The following is an 18,297-nucleotide window of genomic DNA, read 5'->3' as shown; positions in this document are numbered from 1 at the left end:
CGCGCATTCACCGGCGGCGACCGGGCAGGTCAGGCTCACCACGTCGGCGCTGGCCTCGTCGTTGCCGGTGCCCTGCCGGACGAAGCGCTCGCTCTCGGCGGCGGCCAGGGTCAGGGCCAGACGGGCCTGCTCCGGCTGCTCGCGGATCGCTTCGCCCAGGTCGCCGCCGCTGCCGGGGCTGGCCAGGGCGTTGCGGATCACCTGGTCGACCTGGTTCCACGACAGCCGCGCCGCCAGGTAGAGGGCGACCAGCCGCTGCACCGGATAGCCGCACTGCTCCAGTTGTTCCCAGCCGCGCGGCTGGCGATGACGAGTGAAGGTCTCCAGCGGCAGGTGGCAGGCCTGGTGCGCGGTCAGCGCGGCCAGGCTGCCGCCCTCGGGGAAATGCAGGCGATGACTGATGACCGTGGGCTTGATGTCCAGGTCATGCTTCGCCGGGTTGCCGGCGAGCACCCGGTAGATCTTGCCTTCCCAGGTATCGTCGAGGTTGCAGCGCTGCTGGGCGAGGTAGTTGTAGACCCCGTCCAGCGGGTCGAGCAGGCACAACACCTTGCCGCTGGCCCATTCGCTCCAGCGCTTTTCCCGGCGCGGCTGGGCCTGGGCCATGACCACGCTGACCCCGGCATGGCTGATGGCGAGCGTCGGCTGCATCTCGTTGCTCTCGTGCGCCCTGACGAAGAAGGTGGCATCGCGCGCCAGCTTCGCCAGCAACTCGTCGCCCATCTCGATGGTGTAGATCGGCGACATGTGGCTGAGCTGGTTACCGGCGTTCAGTTCGTGGATGAACACCTTGATGTTCGAAGGCTTCTCGTGGCCGATCGGCACCAGCCAGTTCAGCGACCAACTGCCGCGCGCCTGGCGCGTGTAGCTGTAGCGCACCGGCTTGTTCGGCTCGACGCCGCCTTCGAGGCGGATGGTCAGGCCGTCGCTGGTGATGCTGAGGGCGTTGTCGATGGCCAGCTTGAGCGCGTCGTTGCCGCCCTCCAGGACCATGGAGTAGTGCAGCACGCCCTGGCCGTTGGTGTCGGCGATGGCCGGGTCGACGCTCATGCGGCTGGAACGCACGCCGTCCTTGAGGTCGAGCACGCAGGCTTTGGCGCATTCGTTCCAGAGGTCGAAGGCTTCCTCGGCGGCGGACGCGGACGAGCCGCCGGCGAGCAGGCCGAGGCTAGCGACCAGGGGGATCCAATGGGGTGTCAGGTGCATCGCGATGGCTCCTGTGATGGGTGAAGGATGAGGCTGATCGAGCGGTTGGTTTTTCTTGTCGGGCGAGCCGGCGGAGAGCGGCGGGGCGTCTAGGGTGAGGGATGCGGGGAGGCTGGCGGGGAGCGGAAGAGGGCTTTTATGGGATTTATGAACTGGATTGCAGAGTGGAAGAAATATCCATGGGCGAGGGGACGGAAAACGTTCCTGGGCTTCGGATGAGAGTACGTGGTCGAGGCACTGGGCGAGTGACGAGCCCCCCTCGGGATCGATCAAGGGGAGCTTGGTCGGGTTGGGATTGCAGCGGTTCCGACTATGCCTGTGCCAGCATCGCCGCGAAGCGTGCGGCGGGCCATTGCTTGCGGTCGGAGACCTGGCCATCGCCGAGTTCCATCAGGCGCAACTCGCCACTGGTCGACTCGACCACGTCGACGGAAAAGAACGGGCAATCGATACGTTGTGCCACCTGTTCCACTAGCGGCGGGACGGCATCGAGACGCCCGTGAGCGCGGCCGTGAAGAACGAAGTAGCGTTCCTCGGTTTCCGCCCGCAGCGCCTCGAACTCCCGAAGGCATACACCGCCTTCGATGGTGCCTCGATAACGCTCGATCGAATCGAGGACTTCCCGCACTTCCGCAGCATTGGTGGCCTTCGAGCCGCGCTGGGTGGTCAGGGATTTCACATGGTCCTTGACGAACCAGGCGCGCCACGGGCTTTGCGCCAGCACTGCCTCGAAGTCGGCGTTCCTGGACAGGAACAGGGTCGCCGGCGTGAGGTCCTCACAGAGCGGATACCACTCCGGCAAGTAATGGCAGTGCCGATATTGCTGTGGACTGGTCAGGGGCCGTCCGCCAGCGACGAGGATCGCGCCGTGCAGGCGAGCGTAGTTTTCCGGTGTGAGCATCCAGCCGCGATACAGCACCTTGGGGTTTGCCGGAAACTCCGGGCGGGCGCGAAAGCGTCCACTTTCCAGTTCCTCGTCGCAGAACAGCGAACAGGCCAAGCCTGCCGAACGGGCCGCGTCATATTCCTCGGCGAAGAGTTCATCGACCGCGTTGCTGCGGTCGGGGGCGGAGGGGTAAAGCAGGTGCATCGCGAACCTCGCTGGGTCGGTGGATGGTCATTCGGCGACGGCGCAACCAAGACGTACCACGAGCGTGCTGTCGGCCGCCAGTTGCGCATCCGCTGCCAGCGTTAGGGTACGGGTGCCTTCGTAGCGACCGTCGAGCAGACCTTCCTGAAGGACCTGTGCCTTCGCATTGGCATGCATGGTCAGCAGCCGATATCGCACCAGCGCCGAGGTACAGCCGCATTCGCCGGTGGAGCGCCGGGCCTCAAGGGTGAGTGGCAGGTGCAACTGGCCCTCTGCCGTGTGCGGTGCACCAAGCCGGGCGGCGAGGCAGGCGGAGAGGGCATTGTCGAGCGTCGCCGCGTCGGCGAATGGGGCGTCCAGGCAGAGGCTGCCGAGGAGCAGAGCTTTGGCGTCCATGTCGGGGTTCCGCTGAGGATGGAAAGGGCATCATGGCTGAGGCGGCTTTATTCGTCGAACGATGGCTAGCCCTGCCGGTATATCGGCCAGGACTTCATGCGCTGCGGAAACGGCCTGACCAGGTACAGCGGCTTGCAATCAAAAACGCTGGGCTCGCAATCAGCGTGGCTTTGTCCGGAAGCTCGCGAAGGGGCGGCATGGATGAATTTTGAAAGTGGGAGTTCGTTAATGAACTGAAGGTATGCGGCTTCCGTGACTGGCCGGGGTAGATGAGGTGTGCGTTCAGGAAATGACCGTTTGACGCAGGCGCGATTATAAGAGGCGAGAGAGCGCACCTTCTGGATCATCTAAACACGGGATATTGAAGTTGATTGCAGTGTATTGCCGATGCATTGGGGCTTATTGACTGGGAGAGGGTTCTCTAGGTGGGAGTCGCTCAATACATTACACTTTCAAATTAATGTAGGGGCGATCTATGGCTGTCAATGATTACGAACCTGGTTCGATGGTTATTACACATGTGCAGGGTGGTGGGCGTGACATAATCCAGTATATTCCTGCTCGATCAAGCTACGGTACTCCACCATTTGTCCCACCAGGACCAAGTCCGTATGTCGGTACTGGAATGCAGGAGTACAGGAAGCTAAGAAGTACGCTTGATAAGTCCCATTCAGAACTCAAGAAAAACCTGAAAAATGAAACCCTGAAGGAGGTTGATGAACTCAAGAGTGAAGCGGGGTTGCCAGGTAAAGCGGTCAGTGCCAATGACATCCGCGATGAAAAGAGTATCGTTGATGCACTCATGGATGCCAAAGCAGAATCGCTAAAGGCCATTGAGGATCGCCCGGCCAATCTTTATACGGCTTCAGACTTTCCTCAGAAGTCAGAGTCGATGTACCAGAGTCAGTTGCTGGCCAGCCGAAAATTCTATGGAGAGTTCCTGGATCGCCATATGAGTGAGCTGGCCAAAGCGTACAGCGCCGATATCTATAAGGCGCAAATCGCTATCTTGAAACAAACGTCTCAAGAGCTGGAGAATAAAGCCCGGTCATTGGAAGCAGAAGCCCAGCGAGCCGCTGCTGAGGTGGAGGCGGACTACAAGGCCAGGAAGGCAAATGTCGAGAAAAAAGTGCAGTCCGAGCTTGACCAGGCTGGGAATGCTTTGCCTCAACTGACCAATCCAACGCCAGAGCAGTGGCTTGAACGCGCTACTCAACTGGTTACGCAGGCGATCGCCAATAAGAAGAAATTGCAGACTGCAAACAATGCCTTGATTGCCAAGGCACCCAATGCACTGGAGAAACAAAAGGCAACCTACAACGCCGATCTCCTGGTGGATGAAATCGCCAGCCTGCAAGCCCGGCTGGACAAGCTGAACGCCGAAACGGCAAGGCGCAAGGAAATCGCTCGTCAAGCGGCGATCAGGGCTGCCAATACTTATGCCATGCCAGCCAATGGCAGCGTTGTCGCCACCGCCGCAGGCCGGGGTCTGATCCAGGTCGCACAAGGCGCCGCATCCCTTGCTCAAGCGATCTCCGATGCGATTGCCGTCCTGGGCCGGGTCCTGGCTTCAGCACCCTCGGTGATGGCCGTGGGCTTTGCCAGTCTGACCTACTCCTCCCGGACTGCCGAGCAATGGCAGGACCAAACGCCCGATAGCGTTCGTTACGCCCTGGGCATGGATGCCGCTAAATTGGGGCTTCCCCCAAGCGTAAACCTGAACGCGGTTGCAAAAGCCAGCGGTACCGTCGATCTGCCGATGCGCCTGACCAACGAGGCACGAGGCAACACGACGACCCTTTCGGTGGTCAGCACCGATGGTGTGAGCGTTCCGAAAGCCGTTCCGGTCCGGATGGCGGCCTACAATGCCACGACAGGCCTGTACGAGGTTACGGTTCCCTCTACGACCGCAGAAGCGCCGCCACTGATCCTGACCTGGACGCCGGCGAGTCCTCCAGGAAACCAGAACCCTTCGAGTACCACTCCGGTCGTACCGAAGCCGGTGCCGGTATATGAGGGAGCGACCCTTACACCGGTGAAGGCTACCCCGGAAACCTATCCTGGGGTGATTACACTACCGGAAGACCTGATCATCGGCTTCCCGGCCGACTCGGGGATCAAGCCGATCTATGTGATGTTCAGGGATCCGCGGGATGTACCTGGTGCTGCGACTGGCAAGGGACAGCCCGTCAGCGGTAATTGGCTCGGCGCCGCCTCTCAAGGTGAGGGGGCTCCAATTCCAAGCCAGATTGCGGATAAACTACGTGGTAAGACATTCAAAAACTGGCGGGACTTTCGGGAACAATTCTGGATAGCTGTGGCTAATGATCCTGAGTTAAGTAAACAGTTTAATCCTGGTAGTTTAGCTGTAATGAGAGATGGAGGTGCTCCTTATGTCAGAGAGTCAGAACAGGCTGGCGGGAGAATAAAGATCGAAATCCACCACAAGGTTCGAATAGCAGATGGAGGCGGCGTTTACAATATGGGGAACCTTGTTGCAGTAACGCCAAAACTTCATATAGAAATCCACAAGGGAGGGAAGTGATATGAAGTCCAAGATTTCCGAATATACGGAAAAAGAGTTTCTTGAGTTTGTTAAAGACATATACACAAACAATAAGAAAAAGTTCCCTACCGAGGAGTCTCATATTCAAGCCGTGCTTGAATTTAAAAAACTAACGGAACACCCAAGCGGCTCAGACCTTCTTTACTACCCCAACGAAAATAGAGAAGATAGCCCAGCTGGAGTTGTAAAGGAAGTTAAAGAATGGCGTGCTTCCAAGGGGCTTCCTGGCTTTAAGGCCGGTTAGTTGGCCATCAACAAGCCCCGTTTCGACGGGGCTTGTTCCATGTTGACGCTGCTCTATCTTGACAGTCTGTCCTGAATATTCTTGAAGACAATCACATTATGAGCCGCAACCACCGCAAAACACCCATCGTCGGGCGCACGAGCTGCCGTAGCGAGCTCTCCACGTTGGCCAGCAGCCCACCTCTCCCTACTGGAAAGTCAGGTCAATAACACTGGTGCCACGTAAGGATGGGCGTTCCTACTGGCCCCTCATACGCCAGGCTGCTACGGCAGATCGTGTCGCTAACCTCAAGGGACACAACCCGCAAGAACGCGCGTCCCTGAAAAAGCGCCTGCTGCGCAAGTGGATGAGCAAATGAGTACATCCAACATCCAGGCATTGGCCAGCACTGGGCACAGCTCGCCAAAGAAGCGGGATTCCGAGCCGACTATGACAGCACATCAACGCCAGAAACACATCTGGCCTGCGGAGTAACCCAAGAGTGGATTCGAGAACACATCGTTGCCACCAACGATATGCGCCTGTTCGGCCTGCTGCATTTGCTGGGTCAGGCATCGTTGCGCATGGAGCAAGCGTTGTGGCCGGAAGATTACGAGCGGATGACTCGTAAGGTCAAGGGAGTCCAGCGGGAAGCTGAAGGCGACAACGCCAAATCGTACATTTATGAAGAAGTCATGCAGATAAGGCAGGAGCGCTTCGATAAAGCACGACATAATTTGCAAGGGGTTTGTCATAGGTATCAAGGATCCAATTATTTTACAGTCCTGATACTAGTATTGTGGTTGTTCTCAAAGAGGATGGAATGTTTTTGTCAGGGTGGTATCTTGAGCCAGGAAGCAGACAGGAAAAAACTATTTTGAGAATTAGGTGATTTAAATGAGCATGGCACTTATTGATCTTGCAAGAAATTTTTTGGATGGATCGTTAAGCGGAAAGAGTTTCACAAAAAAATTCTTTGAAATGTGGCGTAGCGAAGGTGCGTCAGGCTTGCTGAAAAAGGATGATGATAATCTTGGCGCTTGCCTCAGGCTTATGTTTGGAATGGCAGATTGCTTCACGGATGGACCGAAGGATAATGATGGTGAGATAAATGAAGAGGAGCTAAAGCAGGAAGTTAGAGGGCTTTTGAAGAAATATAAATATATCTAGCTGATGATCCTTTATATCCGAAGATATAGATCAGGCGAAGTCAGTTTATGGGCTTCGCCTGTTTCTTAGCCAATCCATGCTTCGAGAGCAGATGTAAATCGCCGAATTGTCAGTTAGTGCGTCAGTCGCAAAATGCGTGAGTCTGCGATTTTGAATTGAAAGCCTTGTGTATTACTATCCTGCTCCGGCAACACTACCTGCCTTCCCCGACGCCTTGAGAGCTAAACCAAAAACTTCTATTCAAGGTGGTGGTGGGTTGCGGAAGCGCTGGAAGGATAAAAGGGAATATCTATAAATGGGATTCTCAGCATGGCAGTTTTGAGATGTATGACAAGAGAGGGTGGCACTTGGGAGGGTTTGATTCTAATACTGGTGCTCGCACGAAGTCTGCTGATCCAAAAAGGAGTGTAGAAACATGACTGTATTGATTTCTGGGTACCTACCATCGGGAAATGATGAGTCCTTGAAATATGAAAAAATTGTTCCTTTCGAATATATTTCGCAAGTTATGGAGGTGATGCGTTGGAAGAAGGATGAGAATATTGAGGGTGAATATCCTATTAAGAATGATGATGTTGTAAGGATTGAGGAGGTTATAGGCGAAAAGCTTCCGGTTGGATTGGAGTATTTTATTGGGGTTTACGCCTAACTATAGATTGTAGAGGAAGGCCCTGCTGTATGGGGCTTCTTTTTCAAGTTAAAAATATTCTATATGGCAATAGAGTGCTCTTCCTTGGCCTGATAGTTGTAAAGAAAGAGAGCGTTACTGGAAAAACCTAGATTTTTAGTGGTCATGAGGGAAAAGATCACTCTGTTGCTTCAAGCCCTGACTCCTTTCAGGGCGTATGACGGGGTCAGGCCCGGATCAGCGGGCGTGGGCTGTCGAGGAGTTGGGGGCAGTCGCAGAGGGGGATCCAGGTCTTGCCTTGCCAGTGCAGGGTGTCGATCTCGGCGGTTTTCCAGTGCAGCACGGCGCGCTGGGGCGTGGCGTTGGGGCGGGACTGGCTGCGCAGGCGTGGCAGCACCGAGCCGCTGACCCAACGGCGCAAACTCCGTGCCGCGCCAGGCACTGCGAGCCAGAGCAGAGCGTAGAGCCCGGACTCGCTGACCAGGCAGTCCTGGCGTGGCCCGTGGCGTTCGTCATGGAGCCAGGCGAGCCGCCACTGATCGGCATCCAGGTGCCGTTCCAGTGCATGGCAGAGGGCGAACAAGCGCTCGCGCTGCTCCGCCGTCGCCAGCGGCCACGGCGCCTCATCACACAACGCCGCCGGCGCCCGACCGCCCAGGTAACGGCCCAGCAGCCGTACCAGGTCGGAGAGCACGAACCAGCCTTCCTCATCCAGCAGCACGGCGTGCAGGACCCGATGGTGGTGGGTGAAACGGCTGGGTTGGAGGAGGGTGTCAGACATGGCGCACCTCCGGGGAGGTGGTGTTGGTGTCGTGCCGCGAGGGGATGAATGGGGTGGGTTGAAAAACGAATGGCATACGCATTTCCTCAATGGAATACACCGCTACTTTCGGGAGCGGTTTGCCGCTGGGTGGTATGCGTTCTTAGCGCCGAAGAATGATTATGGAGCGCACCGATAGCGGTCAACGGTAGGGCGAATAACTGCAAAGCAGTTATCCGCCGATTCTCTGAAGCCATTGCTTGTACATCGACTTGACGAAGTTCTTTCAATCCCCCGATGCTCGGGCGTTACAGGAAAATCCTGTGTAGTTGCGGATAACGCTTCGCGTTATTCGCCCTACCTCTTCCAGAGAAACATCCGACGCTCCGGTCCGCCCCATCAGGAGGCCGAGCGGAATCGTCGTGTAGGAGGTCGAATGCAGGGGCAAGCGCTTTGGTTACTTTCTCGGGGCTGGCCATCCTGCGAGGCCGAGAAAAAGACTTGGTAGCCGGGGTAGAGCGAGTAACGGCACAGCCGTTATCCGCCAGCAGACTCAAACCCGCTCCGCCGCTCGGACCTCCAAGGAAGGATCACCGGCCCAATCCTCGGGATAAAGCCCTTCAGCCACGGCCCGGTGGAAGGTGGAGAAGGGCCAATCCTTGACCGCCGTAACCAGCCCGTGTTTCACAGGGTTGAGATGGATGTAGTCGAAATGGCGCCGGTAGTCCGTGTCATTGCGAATCAGGTGTTCCCAGTAGCGCTGCTGCCAGATGGCGCGTTGTGCTCGCCGCCGTTGCGCGAAGGTACGTGATTCGTGGCAGGGGATGCGCCGTGCGAAGCCGGACTTGATGACCTTCCAGCGGGTGGCAAAATCGGCGTCGTCGGGCGGCAGGGTCCAGAGGCAATGCATGTGCTCCGGCAGCACGACCCAGGCATCGATGCGGAAGGGATGCCGGCGCCTGGTCTGGGCGACCACGCGGCGCAGCAGGTCGATTTCGCGGGTCAGCAGGTTGGAGCGGCGGTCATGCAGGGTGACGGTGAAGAAATAGGTGCCGCCGGGGACCCAGGTTCGTCGGTAGCTTGGCATTGGGGATCGTCCGTGTATCCAGAAGGATTTCGGAGCGTACCTTGGCCAGCTGGCGGATAACGCTGCGCGTTATTCGCCCTACGGAGATTTCAGATTGAGCGAATGGTTGGGCATGTTTTTATTTCTTGTTTTCTAGGGCTGTTTGACTCAAATAGTCTGTCGATGGTGTCTTGGGGATAGTGAGCTTGGCACATATCTTCTATTTGATTTGGTGAATTAACTTGCTGAACACCTTGGGTTTTTATTTCTCTTTAATGAAGAACCCCGCACAAGGCGGGGCTCTTTATCTCTACCACTGTCCCGAAATCCCTTTCCGGCGACAGCGTCTAACGGTCTTGACCTAAATCGAGAATCTCAATCCCAGCTCAGTGCTCCGCCCGTCTGGTACTCGATAACCCGCGTCTCGAAGAAGTTCTTCTCCTTCTTCAGGTCCATGATCTCCGACATCCACGGGAACGGATTGGTGGTCCCCGGATACTCTTCCTTCAGGCCGATCTGGGTCAGGCGCCGGTTGGCGATGAACTTCAGGTAGTCCTCCATCATCGCCGCGTTCATGCCCAGCACCCCGCGCGGCATGGTGTCGCGCGCGTATTCGATCTCCAGCTGGGTGCCCTGGAGGATCATCTGGGTCGCCTCGTCCTTCATCTGGGCGTCCCACAGGTGCGGGTTCTCGATCTTGATCTGGTTGATCACGTCGATACCGAAGTTCAGGTGCATCGACTCGTCGCGGAGGATGTACTGGAACTGCTCGGCGGTGCCGGTCATCTTGTTGCGGCGGCCCATGGAGAGGATCTGGGTGAAGCCGCAGTAGAAGAAGATGCCTTCCAGCACGCAGTAGTAGGCGATCAGGTTGCGCAGGAACTGGCGGTCGGTTTCCGGGGTGCCGGTCTGGAACATCGGGTCGGAGATCGAGCGGGTGTACTTCAGGCCCCAGGAGGCCTTCTTCGCCACGCTGGGGATCTCGTGGTACATGTTGAAGATCTCGCCCTCGTCCATGCCCAGCGACTCGATGCAGTACTGGTAGGCGTGGGTGTGGATCGCCTCTTCGAAGGCCTGGCGCAGGATGTACTGGCGGCACTCGGGGTTGGTGATCAGGCGGTACACGGCCAGCACCAGGTTGTTGGCGACCAGGGAGTCGGCGGTGGAGAAGAAGCCGAGGTTGCGCATGACGATGCGCCGCTCGTCTTCGCTGAGGCCGTCCTTGCTCTTCCACAGGGCGATGTCGGCGTTCATGTTGACTTCCTGCGGCATCCAGTGGTTGGCGCAACCATCCAGATACTTCTGCCAGGCCCAGTCGTACTTGAAGGGAACGAGCTGGTTGAGGTCGGCGCGGGCGTTGATCATCTGCTTGTCGCCGACCTGCACGCGCGCGGCGGAGCCTTCGAGGTCGTCCAGGCCTTCCTGGATGTCGAGGTCGTTCAGGGCCTTCTTGGCGCGGGCCACGGCGTCGGAGTCGTCGGCGGAAACGGCGCGCGCTTCTTCCACCGAGCCGGCGGCTTCGTCGTCCAGCTTGTCATGGCCCTGGGCAACGGCCTGGGCGGCGGCGGGCGCGGCCTTGGCTTCGGTCGGGTCTTCTTTGTCGAATTCGTCCCAGCTCAGCATCTTGCTCTCTCCTGGTCTGGCGGCCGTCTCGGCGGCCTGGATATGGGGCGTGAGGTGCACGCGAAAGCGGTGGTCCGGCACGGTCTGGCCGGGCCGTTCTTCTCCCCCGGAGGGAAGAAGGGGATTGTTCCTGGCCCTGGCGAGGGGCCTTGCGCTGCCAGCGTGGCGCTGGACGAGCGACCGTCAGGCGCCGGGCAGGCCGGACCCACACGAGGAGTCCGGCTTGCCCGGCCGCGACACGGACGCCGTTCAGCGACGCGCGATCACTGGCAGGCTTCGCAGTCGGGGTTGTCGATGCTGCATGCCTGCGGCACCGGCGCCGGCTTCGGCTCGGCGGCCGGGGCGGCTTGCAGGCCGTCGTTGCCACCGGCCGACACGGCGTTGAGCTTGCCGGTGTTGATGGTGGACTTCTCGGTGCTGGTGGCGGCCAGGGCACGGAGGTAGTAGGTGGTCTTCAGGCCGCGGAACCAGGCCATGCGGTAGGTCACGTCGAGCTTCTTGCCCGAGGCGCCGGCGATGTACAGGTTCAGCGACTGGGCCTGGTCGATCCACTTCTGGCGACGGCTGGCGGCTTCGACGATCCAGCGGGTCTCGACTTCGAACGCGGTGGCGTAGAGGTCCTTGAGGTCCTGCGGGATGCGCTCGATCTGCTGCACGGAACCGTCGTAGTACTTCAGGTCGTTGACCATGACCGGGTCCCACAGGCCGCGGGCCTTGAGGTCGCGCACCAGGTAGGGGTTGATCACGGTGAACTCGCCGGAGAGGTTCGACTTCACGTACAGGTTCTGGTAGGTCGGCTCGATCGACTGCGAGACGCCGGTGATGTTGGCGATGGTCGCGGTCGGCGCGATGGCCATGATGTTCGAGTTGCGGATGCCTTTCTGTACGCGCTCGCGCAGCGGTGCCCAGTCGAGGGTTTCCGACAGGTCGACTTCGATGTACTTGGCGCCGCGCTCTTCGATCAGCTTCTTCTCCGAGTCGATCGGCAGGATGCCTTGCGACCACAGCGAGCCCTGGAAGGTCTGGTAGGCGCCGCGCTCGTCGGCCAGGTCGCAGGAAGCCTGGATCGCGTAGTAGCTGATGGCTTCCATGGACTGGTCGGCGAAGGCGATGGCCGCGTCCGAACCGTAGGGGATGTGCTGCAGGTACAGGGCGTCCTGGAAGCCCATGATGCCCAGGCCGACCGGACGGTGCTTGAAGTTGGAGTTCTGCGCCTGCGGGACCGAGTAGTAGTTGATGTCGATGACGTTATCGAGCATGCGTACCGCGGTCTTGACGGTCTTCTCCAGCTTGGCGGTGTCCAGCTTGCCGTCGACGATGTGGTTGACCAGGTTGATCGAGCCCAGGTTGCAGACGGCGATCTCGTCCTTGTTGGTGTTCAGGGTGATCTCGGTGCAGAGGTTCGAGCTGTGCACCACGCCCACGTGCTGCTGCGGGCTGCGCAGGTTGCACGGGTCCTTGAAGGTCAGCCACGGGTGGCCGGTCTCGAACAGCATGGAGAGCATCTTGCGCCACAGGTCCTTGGCCTGGACGACCTTGTGCAGCTTCAGCTTGCCGTAGCTGGCCAGGGCCTCGTAGTACTCGTAGCGCTCCTCGAAGGCCTTGCCGTAGAGGTCGTGCAGGTCGGGGACGTCGGACGGCGAGAAGAGGGTCCAGGAGCCGTCGTCGAAGACGCGCTTCATGAACAGGTCGGGGATCCAGTTGGCGGTGTTCATGTCGTGGGTACGACGACGGTCGTCACCGGTGTTCTTGCGCAGCTCGAGGAATTCCTCGATGTCCAGGTGCCAGGTCTCCAGGTAGGCGCAGACTGCGCCCTTGCGCTTGCCGCCCTGGTTGACCGCGACCGCGGTGTCGTTGACCACTTTCAGGAAGGGCACGACGCCCTGGGACTTGCCGTTGGTGCCCTTGATGTAGGAGCCCAGCGCGCGCACCGGGGTCCAGTCGTTGCCCAGGCCGCCGGCGAATTTCGACAGCATGGCGTTGTCGTGGATGGCGCCGTAGATGCCCGACAGGTCGTCCGGCACGGTGGTCAGGTAGCAGCTGGAGAGCTGCGGACGCAGGGTGCCGGCGTTGAACAGGGTGGGGGTGGAACTCATGTAGTCGAAGGACGACAGCAGGTTGTAGAACTCGATGGCACGTGCCTCGCGGTCCTTCTCCTCGATGGCCAGGCCCATGGCCACGCGCATGAAGAAGATCTGCGGCAGTTCGAAGCGGATGCCGTCCTTGTGGATGAAGTAGCGGTCGTACAGGGTCTGCAGGCCGAGGTAGGTGAACTGCTGGTCGCGCTCGTGATCGATGGCCTTGCCCAGTTTCTCCAGGTCGAATTCCTTCAGCTTGGCATCGACCAGCTCGAACTCGGCGCCTTTCTCGATGTAGGCCGGCAGGGCCTTGGCGTACAGCTCGGCCATTTCGTGATGGGTGGCGCTCTCGGCCACGCCGAGGAAGCCCAGGGCTTCGGCGCGCAGGGTGTCCATCAGCAGGCGGGCGGTGACGTAGGAGTAGTTCGGCTCGCGCTCGACCAGGGTGCGCGCGGTCATCACCAGGGCGGTGTTGACGTCCTTCTCGGCGACGCCGTCGTAGAGGTTCTTCAGGGTCTCGCGCTCGATCAGCGCGCCGTCCACCTCGGCCAGGCCTTCGCAGGCTTCGCTGATGATGGTGTTCAGGCGGCCCATGTCCAGCGGCGACAGGCTGCCGTCGGCGCGGGTGATGCGGATGCTCGGGTGCGGCTGGGCGACGTCGCTGGCGGCGCCGGCGTTCTTGCGCTCGGCGGCGCGGGCTTCGCGGTAGATCACGTAGTCGCGGGCGACCTTCTGCTCGCCGGCGCGCATCAGGGCCAGTTCGACCTGGTCCTGAATCTCTTCGATGTGGATGGTGCCGCCGGACGGCATGCGGCGCTTGAAGGTAGCGGTGACCTGCTCGGTCAGGCGGCGCACAGTGTCATGGATACGCGACGAGGCGGCGGCGGTGCCGCCTTCCACGGCGAGGAACGCCTTGGTGATGGCCACGGTGATCTTGTCATCGGTGTAGGGGACTACGGTGCCGTTGCGCTTGATCACGCGCAGCTGGCCCGGCGCGGTGGCGGCCAGATCCTGCGACGAATCGGCGGCCTGCGGCGCGCTGGCCTGCGGGTTCTCGCGTGTGGTGTCGGTATGCATGGGTGGGTATCTCCACGTTCTCGTAATGGTTTTGCTAGCGGGCGCCGGGGCGCCCATTCCCTTGAATCGATAAAGAGCCGGGCAGCCGGCCTCGCGGCGGCTGCTTCATTCGAATGCTGAGGGTGGGGACTGTGCGTGCCTCCCTGGCCCTGGCGGGTTCGTGGCGTTTTGCCGTCGAACACAATACCTAGTGGTGTTGACTGTCTGTTTACAGCGTCCGTTGCAACACCCGTACCGCTTTTCCAACGTCATTGAAGGGCTCCTTGCGGTGAGCGCCGTCGATGCTTTCAGTACGTCTGGAAAATGCTTTTTTGCGGAGCCGCCGGAGCCATCAGAGTGGTCCGTGCGCGGTTGGTTCCGTTGTAGCCGTTCGTGCGCTCGAAACCCAAGATATAGGGGGTGGCGACGATGGGGATACAAGATAATGCGCTAATGGGGTGTTTGCAAGGTGACAGTCTGGGGGAAACCTGTGGATAAAGTGTGGGTCTTCTGTGCGTGAGTCCTAGGAAGCGTCCGTAGGCCGCGGCAGCGCTGGAGAATGCCATTCGTCGCCCTCGGAAAGCACCGGCGCAGACCTACTCCCCAACCTTTCGGGGCGCGCACCCTACCCACAATATGTAGTGTTTGCAAGATGTTCCTCGCGTGCTGCCGCGCGGCCCCCGTATTGGCTACAATGCGGGCCGCTCTGAGGGGGCCGCGCGGCGGCTCCGGGACCGCGATACGAGGAGGCTGTGTGGAGCAAGAAGCCTGGCGCATCCTGATCGTCGAGGACGATCGACGCCTGGCCGAGCTGACCCGGGAATACCTGGAAGGCAACGGCCTGAAGGTCGACATCGAAGCCAACGGCGCACTGGCGGCGGCGCGTATCCTCGCCGAACGCCCGGACCTGGTGGTGCTCGACCTGATGCTGCCGGGCGAGGACGGTCTGTCCATCTGCCGCCAGGTGCGTCCGCAGTTCGACGGTCCGATCCTGATGCTCACCGCGCGCACCGACGACATGGACGAGGTGCTCGGCCTGGAGATGGGCGCCGACGACTACGTGTGCAAGCCGGTGCGCCCGCGTGTGCTGCTGGCGCGCATCCGTGCCCTGTTGCGGCGCAGCGAGGCGCCGGAAGCGGGCGCCCCGGCGGCGGACAGCAAACGCCTGGCGTTCGGTCGCCTGGTGATCGACAACGCGATGCGCGAGGCCTGGCTGGACGGGACCACCATCGAGCTGACCAGCGCCGAATTCGACCTGCTCTGGCTGCTGGCGGCGAACGCCGGGCGCATTCTCTCCCGCGAGGAGATCTTCAACGCCCTGCGCGGCATCGAGTACGACGGCCAGGACCGCTCCATCGACGTGCGCATCTCGCGGATCCGCCCGAAGATCGGCGACGACCCGATGCACCCGCGGCTGATCAAGACCGTGCGCAGCAAGGGCTACCTGTTCGTCGGCGAGGGCTGAGGCGCTTTTTTCCTGCGGGCCGGGGCACGGGCGTCCCGGTCGGCCAGAATCAACAGCAGCGGACAGCGGCCGGGGGCTCGCCGATGAAATCCATCTTCCTGCGCATCTATGGCGGCATGCTCCTGGCCCTGCTGCTGGTCAGCGGCCTGGGCCTGCTCGGCCTGCACTGGATCAACGAGGTGCGCGGCGAGCACTACCGCGAGGAGCTGGCGCGCGGCACCTTCCGCCTGATGGCCGACAACCTGCAACCGATGACCGCCACCGAGCGCAAGCGCGCCCTGGCGCAGTGGAGCCGCTTGCTGGGGATTCCCCTGCAACTGCGCGGGCTGGATGAGCTGCGGATGGATGGACGCAGCCGCGCGCGCCTGATGAACGGCCAGGTGCTGGTGAAGCAGACCGCCGAGCACGCCGTCACCGTCTATACCCAGGCCAGCGCCGCCGAGAACCTGGTGCTCAGCGGCGAGGTGCAGCAGGTCAGCGAGCAACTGGCGCGGGCCACGGTCTATCTGCTGATGGACGAACTGGTGCGCTACCCGGCCAGCGAACAGCCTTACCACCTGGCGCGGATCGTCCGCGACAAGCGCTTCGGCTTCCCGGTGCACCTGCTCCAGGTCAAGGAGCTGGACCTCGACGACGACCAGCGCCGGCGGGTGGTGGAGGGCGACACGGTGATGGCGCTGGGCAAGGACGGCGACTCGATCCGCATCTTCGCCGGCATCCTCGACACGCCCTGGGTGCTGGAGCTGGGCCCACTGTTCCAGATGAACCCCTATCCGCCGCAGCTGCTGTTGCTGCTCGGCGCGCTGTGCCTGAGCTTCATCGGCCTGATCACCTACCTGCTGGTGCGTCGTCTGGAGCAGCGCCTGCGCAGCCTGGAGGCGGCCGCCACGCGGATCGCCCGCGGCAGCCTGGATACTCGCGTCGAGGTGCGCGGTGGCGACTCGGTGGGACGCCTGGGCGCGGCCTTCAACCATATGGCCGAGCACATCCACCGGCTGCTGACGGTGCAGCGCGAGATGGTTCGCGCGGTGTCCCACGAGCTGCGCACGCCGGTGGCGCGGTTGCGCTTCGGCCTGGAGATGATCGAGACCGCCGAGACCGACGGCGCCCGCCTGAAGTACCTGGAGGGCATGGACAACGATATCCAGGACCTCGACAAGCTGGTCGACGAGATGCTCACCTACGCGCGCCTGGAACAGGGCTCGCCGCCGCTGACCTACCAGCGCCTGGAGCTGGGCGTGCTGGTGCGCCAGGTGGTGGAGGAGATCGCTCCGCTGCGCCGCGAGGTGCTGGTCAGTTGCGAGGAGGGCGCGCTGGTGCCTGAGGAGCTGGGCAGTTGGATCGAGGCCGAGCCGCGCTACCTGCATCGGGCCTTGCAGAACCTGCTGACCAATGCGCTGCGGCATGCCGATCGTCGGGTCAGGATCAGCTACCGGGTCAGCCTGGAGCGTTGCCGGGTGGATGTCGAGGACGACGGGCCGGGGGTGCCGGAGGCGCAATGGGAGCGGCTCTTTACGCCATTCCTACGCCTGGACGACAGCCGGACCCGTGCTTCCGGCGGGCATGGCCTGGGACTGTCCATCGTCCGGCGGATCGTCTACTGGCATGGCGGCCGGGCCTCCATCGGCCGCAGCGAGACTCTGGGCGGCGCCTGCTTCACCCTGGCCTGGCCGCGCAAGGCAGGTCTGCGCGACCGCTGAAAAGTTGACGGAAATATGGCGGCTAGCTATCTGCAAGTGCTTGCGCAGACGTATTCCAGGCGTAGCGAAAACATATCGAAAGGCCAGTCCCGCCGGGCGTGGCGGGTATTCCGCCAGGGGCTAAAAAAGTCCTTTTCAGTTGGACTCGTTTGTTTATACTCCGGGACGCGGTGGCTAGTGGAACGCCATTCGAAATGCCCGCTCCAACGGCATTTTGCCGGGGTCGGATAACAAGAACAGCGTTGCGCAGCCGAACCGTCGAAGTCTTCCCGGATTGGGAAGGCCACTTATAAAAAATTGCAAGTTGGAGAGTGTGGTAATGGCTGATCGTGAGGTCGGAACCGTCAAGTGGTTCAATGACGCCAAAGGTTATGGATTCATTCAACGCGATAGCGGTCCGGACGTGTTCGTTCACTACCGCGCCATCCGCGGCGAGGGTCACCGCTCCCTGGTGGAAGGCCAGAAAGTGGAATTCTCGGTGATCCAGGGCCAGAAAGGCCTGCAAGCGGAAGACGTCTCCAAGGTCTGATTCCCGCAAGCAAAAGCCCGTCGCGAGACGGGCTTTTGTCATCCAGCGCATCCACCCCGCCAGGCCCCCGTTGGGTGGCCCCTCGCAGCGCGGGGTTTTCGTCGTTCAGGCGGTGCGCCAGGTAATTTCCTCGACGCCCCCGGCGTCGACCCGCAGCCAGCGGTCGGCGTCCTCTTCGCCCTGGTTTTCCTCCCAGCCGCCCGGCGCGCAGCGGATCTCCCCGCCGAGCGCGGCATGCGCGGCCCTGGCGCAGGCGAGGTCGTCGTCCCAGGGCGTGCTGTCGCTCTCCAAGAACAGGCTGTGCCACTTGCCCACCGCCTTCGGCAGCCAGGTGACGCGCACCGCGCCGTGCTCGCCGCGGGCGGTGCACTTGAGGGTCTGGCCGTGCTCCTGCCATGGGCCGCAGGGCCCCAGCGCCTGTTCCAGCCAGGCGGCGACGGCCGCGTGCTCGGCGTCTTTCAGGTAGATCTCGATATCCGGTTGGCGCATGGGGTCCTCGGGGACGGTCAGTCGCGTTGCAGCCAATCGTAGCGCACCGCCACGCTGACTTCGAAGGGTTCGGCCAGGATTCGCGCGCGGCGCTCGGGGTTGACCCGCCAGCCGTGCGGGGTCATGGCCAGGAGGTTTTCCCGCGCGTCGTAGCTGTCCAGCGCCAGGCGGAACTCGAGGGTCTCGGTGTGGCGCAGGCTCAGTTGCGCGGGCAGGCCGGCGAGGTGCTTGTCGTCGGCCTGCCCGCGCAAC

At 61.1% G+C, this 18,297-nt stretch carries 15 protein-coding genes and 5 pseudogenes; 11 read left to right on the top strand and 9 right to left on the bottom strand.

The features are described from left to right. From toxA to FFS27_RS12120, 3 genes and pseudogenes are all read right to left on the bottom strand, one after another. Positions 1 to 1,206: pseudogene (toxA, locus tag FFS27_RS12130) on the bottom strand (exotoxin A); the annotation flags it as partial. A 310-nt stretch (positions 1,207 to 1,516) separates the two neighbouring features. Further along, positions 1,517 to 2,296 (bottom strand): ATP-grasp domain-containing protein, encoded by a 780-nt coding sequence (locus FFS27_RS12125; protein WP_003109072.1) that lies wholly within the window; start codon positions 2,294 to 2,296, stop codon positions 1,517 to 1,519. Between the two features lie 27 nt (positions 2,297 to 2,323). Continuing rightward, positions 2,324 to 2,692: a DUF2195 family protein gene (locus tag FFS27_RS12120; RefSeq protein WP_003109071.1), complete on the bottom strand. Its 369-nt coding sequence runs from the start codon at positions 2,690 to 2,692 to the stop codon at positions 2,324 to 2,326. Between the two features lie 475 nt (positions 2,693 to 3,167). On the opposite strand from FFS27_RS12120, the pseudogene FFS27_RS33245 reads away from it, so the two are divergent. The 8 genes and pseudogenes from FFS27_RS33245 (at position 3,168) to FFS27_RS12085 (ending at position 7,300) form a co-directional block, all read left to right on the top strand. Further along, a pseudogene (locus tag FFS27_RS33245) lies at positions 3,168 to 4,033 on the top strand (hypothetical protein). 103 nt (positions 4,034 to 4,136) lie between these two features. Beyond that, positions 4,137 to 5,237 (top strand): S-type pyocin domain-containing protein, encoded by a 1,101-nt coding sequence (locus tag FFS27_RS33240; RefSeq protein WP_306430839.1) that lies wholly within the window; start codon positions 4,137 to 4,139, stop codon positions 5,235 to 5,237. 1 nt (position 5,238) lies between these two features. Further along, positions 5,239 to 5,502, top strand: a complete 264-nt coding sequence (gene imm, locus FFS27_RS12110) for a pyocin-S1/S2 immunity protein (RefSeq protein ID WP_003112475.1) — start codon at positions 5,239 to 5,241, stop codon at positions 5,500 to 5,502. Positions 5,503 to 5,600: 98 nt separating this feature from the next. Further along, a pseudogene (locus FFS27_RS12105) lies at positions 5,601 to 5,860 on the top strand (hypothetical protein). A gap of 157 nt (positions 5,861 to 6,017) precedes the next feature. Beyond that, positions 6,018 to 6,362 carry a hypothetical protein gene (locus FFS27_RS34095; RefSeq protein WP_003082347.1) on the top strand — a complete coding sequence of 115 codons (345 nt, stop codon included), beginning with the start codon at positions 6,018 to 6,020 and terminating at the stop codon, positions 6,360 to 6,362. A gap of 16 nt (positions 6,363 to 6,378) precedes the next feature. Beyond that, the gene (locus FFS27_RS12095; RefSeq protein WP_015648363.1) at positions 6,379 to 6,651 is read left to right on the top strand and encodes a colicin immunity domain-containing protein; all 273 of its coding nucleotides are present in this window, start codon (positions 6,379 to 6,381) and stop codon (positions 6,649 to 6,651) included. 166 nt (positions 6,652 to 6,817) lie between these two features. Next, positions 6,818 to 7,070 (top strand): annotated as a pseudogene (locus tag FFS27_RS12090) (colicin E3/pyocin S6 family cytotoxin). Beyond that, complete coding sequence (locus tag FFS27_RS12085; protein ID WP_021264452.1) at positions 7,067 to 7,300, top strand: pyocin S6 family toxin immunity protein; 234 nt, start codon at positions 7,067 to 7,069, stop codon at positions 7,298 to 7,300. Before FFS27_RS12090 ends, FFS27_RS12085 begins: the two are co-directional and overlap by 4 nt. Before the next feature lie 205 nt (positions 7,301 to 7,505). Here the strand turns inward: FFS27_RS12085 and FFS27_RS12080 are convergent, their stop codons facing one another. The 4 genes from FFS27_RS12080 to FFS27_RS12065 all read right to left on the bottom strand — a co-directional run bounded on the left by FFS27_RS12080 (position 7,506) and on the right by FFS27_RS12065 (position 13,883). After that, the gene (locus tag FFS27_RS12080; protein ID WP_019725959.1) at positions 7,506 to 8,060 is read right to left on the bottom strand and encodes a BRO-N domain-containing protein; all 555 of its coding nucleotides are present in this window, start codon (positions 8,058 to 8,060) and stop codon (positions 7,506 to 7,508) included. 532 nt (positions 8,061 to 8,592) lie between these two features. Then, positions 8,593 to 9,126, bottom strand: a complete 534-nt coding sequence (locus tag FFS27_RS12075) for an REP-associated tyrosine transposase (protein ID WP_003109068.1) — start codon at positions 9,124 to 9,126, stop codon at positions 8,593 to 8,595. 354 nt (positions 9,127 to 9,480) lie between these two features. Continuing rightward, the gene (locus FFS27_RS12070; RefSeq protein ID WP_003086547.1) at positions 9,481 to 10,728 is read right to left on the bottom strand and encodes a ribonucleotide-diphosphate reductase subunit beta; all 1,248 of its coding nucleotides are present in this window, start codon (positions 10,726 to 10,728) and stop codon (positions 9,481 to 9,483) included. Between the two features lie 263 nt (positions 10,729 to 10,991). After that, entirely contained in the window at positions 10,992 to 13,883 is a 2,892-nt protein-coding gene (locus FFS27_RS12065) for a ribonucleoside-diphosphate reductase subunit alpha (RefSeq protein WP_003082358.1), read from the bottom strand. Positions 13,884 to 14,616: 733 nt separating this feature from the next. Between FFS27_RS12065 and FFS27_RS12060 the strand changes: the two genes are divergently transcribed. From FFS27_RS12060 to FFS27_RS12050, 3 genes are all read left to right on the top strand, one after another. After that, positions 14,617 to 15,327, top strand: coding sequence for a winged helix-turn-helix domain-containing protein (locus tag FFS27_RS12060; RefSeq protein ID WP_003082360.1), 711 nt, complete (start codon positions 14,617 to 14,619; stop codon positions 15,325 to 15,327). A gap of 83 nt (positions 15,328 to 15,410) precedes the next feature. Continuing rightward, positions 15,411 to 17,027, top strand: coding sequence for an ATP-binding protein (locus tag FFS27_RS12055; protein WP_003086549.1), 1,617 nt, complete (start codon positions 15,411 to 15,413; stop codon positions 17,025 to 17,027). A 319-nt stretch (positions 17,028 to 17,346) separates the two neighbouring features. Next, the gene (locus FFS27_RS12050; RefSeq protein ID WP_003082372.1) at positions 17,347 to 17,556 is read left to right on the top strand and encodes a cold-shock protein; all 210 of its coding nucleotides are present in this window, start codon (positions 17,347 to 17,349) and stop codon (positions 17,554 to 17,556) included. Positions 17,557 to 17,661: 105 nt separating this feature from the next. On the opposite strand, the gene FFS27_RS12045 is transcribed toward FFS27_RS12050, so the two are convergent. Together FFS27_RS12045 and FFS27_RS12040 are read right to left on the bottom strand one after the other, a co-directional pair. Beyond that, positions 17,662 to 18,045, bottom strand: a complete 384-nt coding sequence (locus FFS27_RS12045) for a hypothetical protein (RefSeq protein ID WP_086247863.1) — start codon at positions 18,043 to 18,045, stop codon at positions 17,662 to 17,664. Between the two features lie 17 nt (positions 18,046 to 18,062). Further along, positions 18,063 to 18,297, bottom strand: a pseudogene (locus FFS27_RS12040) (putative RNA methyltransferase); the annotation flags it as partial.

This window comes from Pseudomonas sp. 2VD (assembly GCF_005503585.1).
Classification (GTDB): domain Bacteria; phylum Pseudomonadota; class Gammaproteobacteria; order Pseudomonadales; family Pseudomonadaceae; genus Pseudomonas; species Pseudomonas aeruginosa.
This window is presented reverse-complemented; position numbering and strand designations above follow the sequence as displayed.

Coding starts and splice junctions, on each gene's coding strand:
- FFS27_RS12125 (WP_003109072.1), bottom strand. CDS start 2,296: ATGCACCTGCTTTACCCCTCCGCCCCCGACCGCAGCAACGCGGTCGAT.
- FFS27_RS12120 (WP_003109071.1), bottom strand. CDS start 2,692: ATGGACGCCAAAGCTCTGCTCCTCGGCAGCCTCTGCCTGGACGCCCCA.
- FFS27_RS33240 (WP_306430839.1), top strand. CDS start 4,137: ATGCCAGCCAATGGCAGCGTTGTCGCCACCGCCGCAGGCCGGGGTCTG.
- imm (WP_003112475.1), top strand. CDS start 5,239: ATGAAGTCCAAGATTTCCGAATATACGGAAAAAGAGTTTCTTGAGTTT.
- FFS27_RS34095 (WP_003082347.1), top strand. CDS start 6,018: ATGCGCCTGTTCGGCCTGCTGCATTTGCTGGGTCAGGCATCGTTGCGC.
- FFS27_RS12095 (WP_015648363.1), top strand. CDS start 6,379: ATGAGCATGGCACTTATTGATCTTGCAAGAAATTTTTTGGATGGATCG.
- FFS27_RS12085 (WP_021264452.1), top strand. CDS start 7,067: ATGACTGTATTGATTTCTGGGTACCTACCATCGGGAAATGATGAGTCC.
- FFS27_RS12080 (WP_019725959.1), bottom strand. CDS start 8,060: ATGTCTGACACCCTCCTCCAACCCAGCCGTTTCACCCACCACCATCGG.
- FFS27_RS12075 (WP_003109068.1), bottom strand. CDS start 9,126: ATGCCAAGCTACCGACGAACCTGGGTCCCCGGCGGCACCTATTTCTTC.
- FFS27_RS12070 (WP_003086547.1), bottom strand. CDS start 10,728: ATGCTGAGCTGGGACGAATTCGACAAAGAAGACCCGACCGAAGCCAAG.
- FFS27_RS12065 (WP_003082358.1), bottom strand. CDS start 13,883: ATGCATACCGACACCACACGCGAGAACCCGCAGGCCAGCGCGCCGCAG.
- FFS27_RS12055 (WP_003086549.1), top strand. CDS start 15,411: ATGAAATCCATCTTCCTGCGCATCTATGGCGGCATGCTCCTGGCCCTG.
- FFS27_RS12050 (WP_003082372.1), top strand. CDS start 17,347: ATGGCTGATCGTGAGGTCGGAACCGTCAAGTGGTTCAATGACGCCAAA.
- FFS27_RS12045 (WP_086247863.1), bottom strand. CDS start 18,045: ATGCGCCAACCGGATATCGAGATCTACCTGAAAGACGCCGAGCACGCG.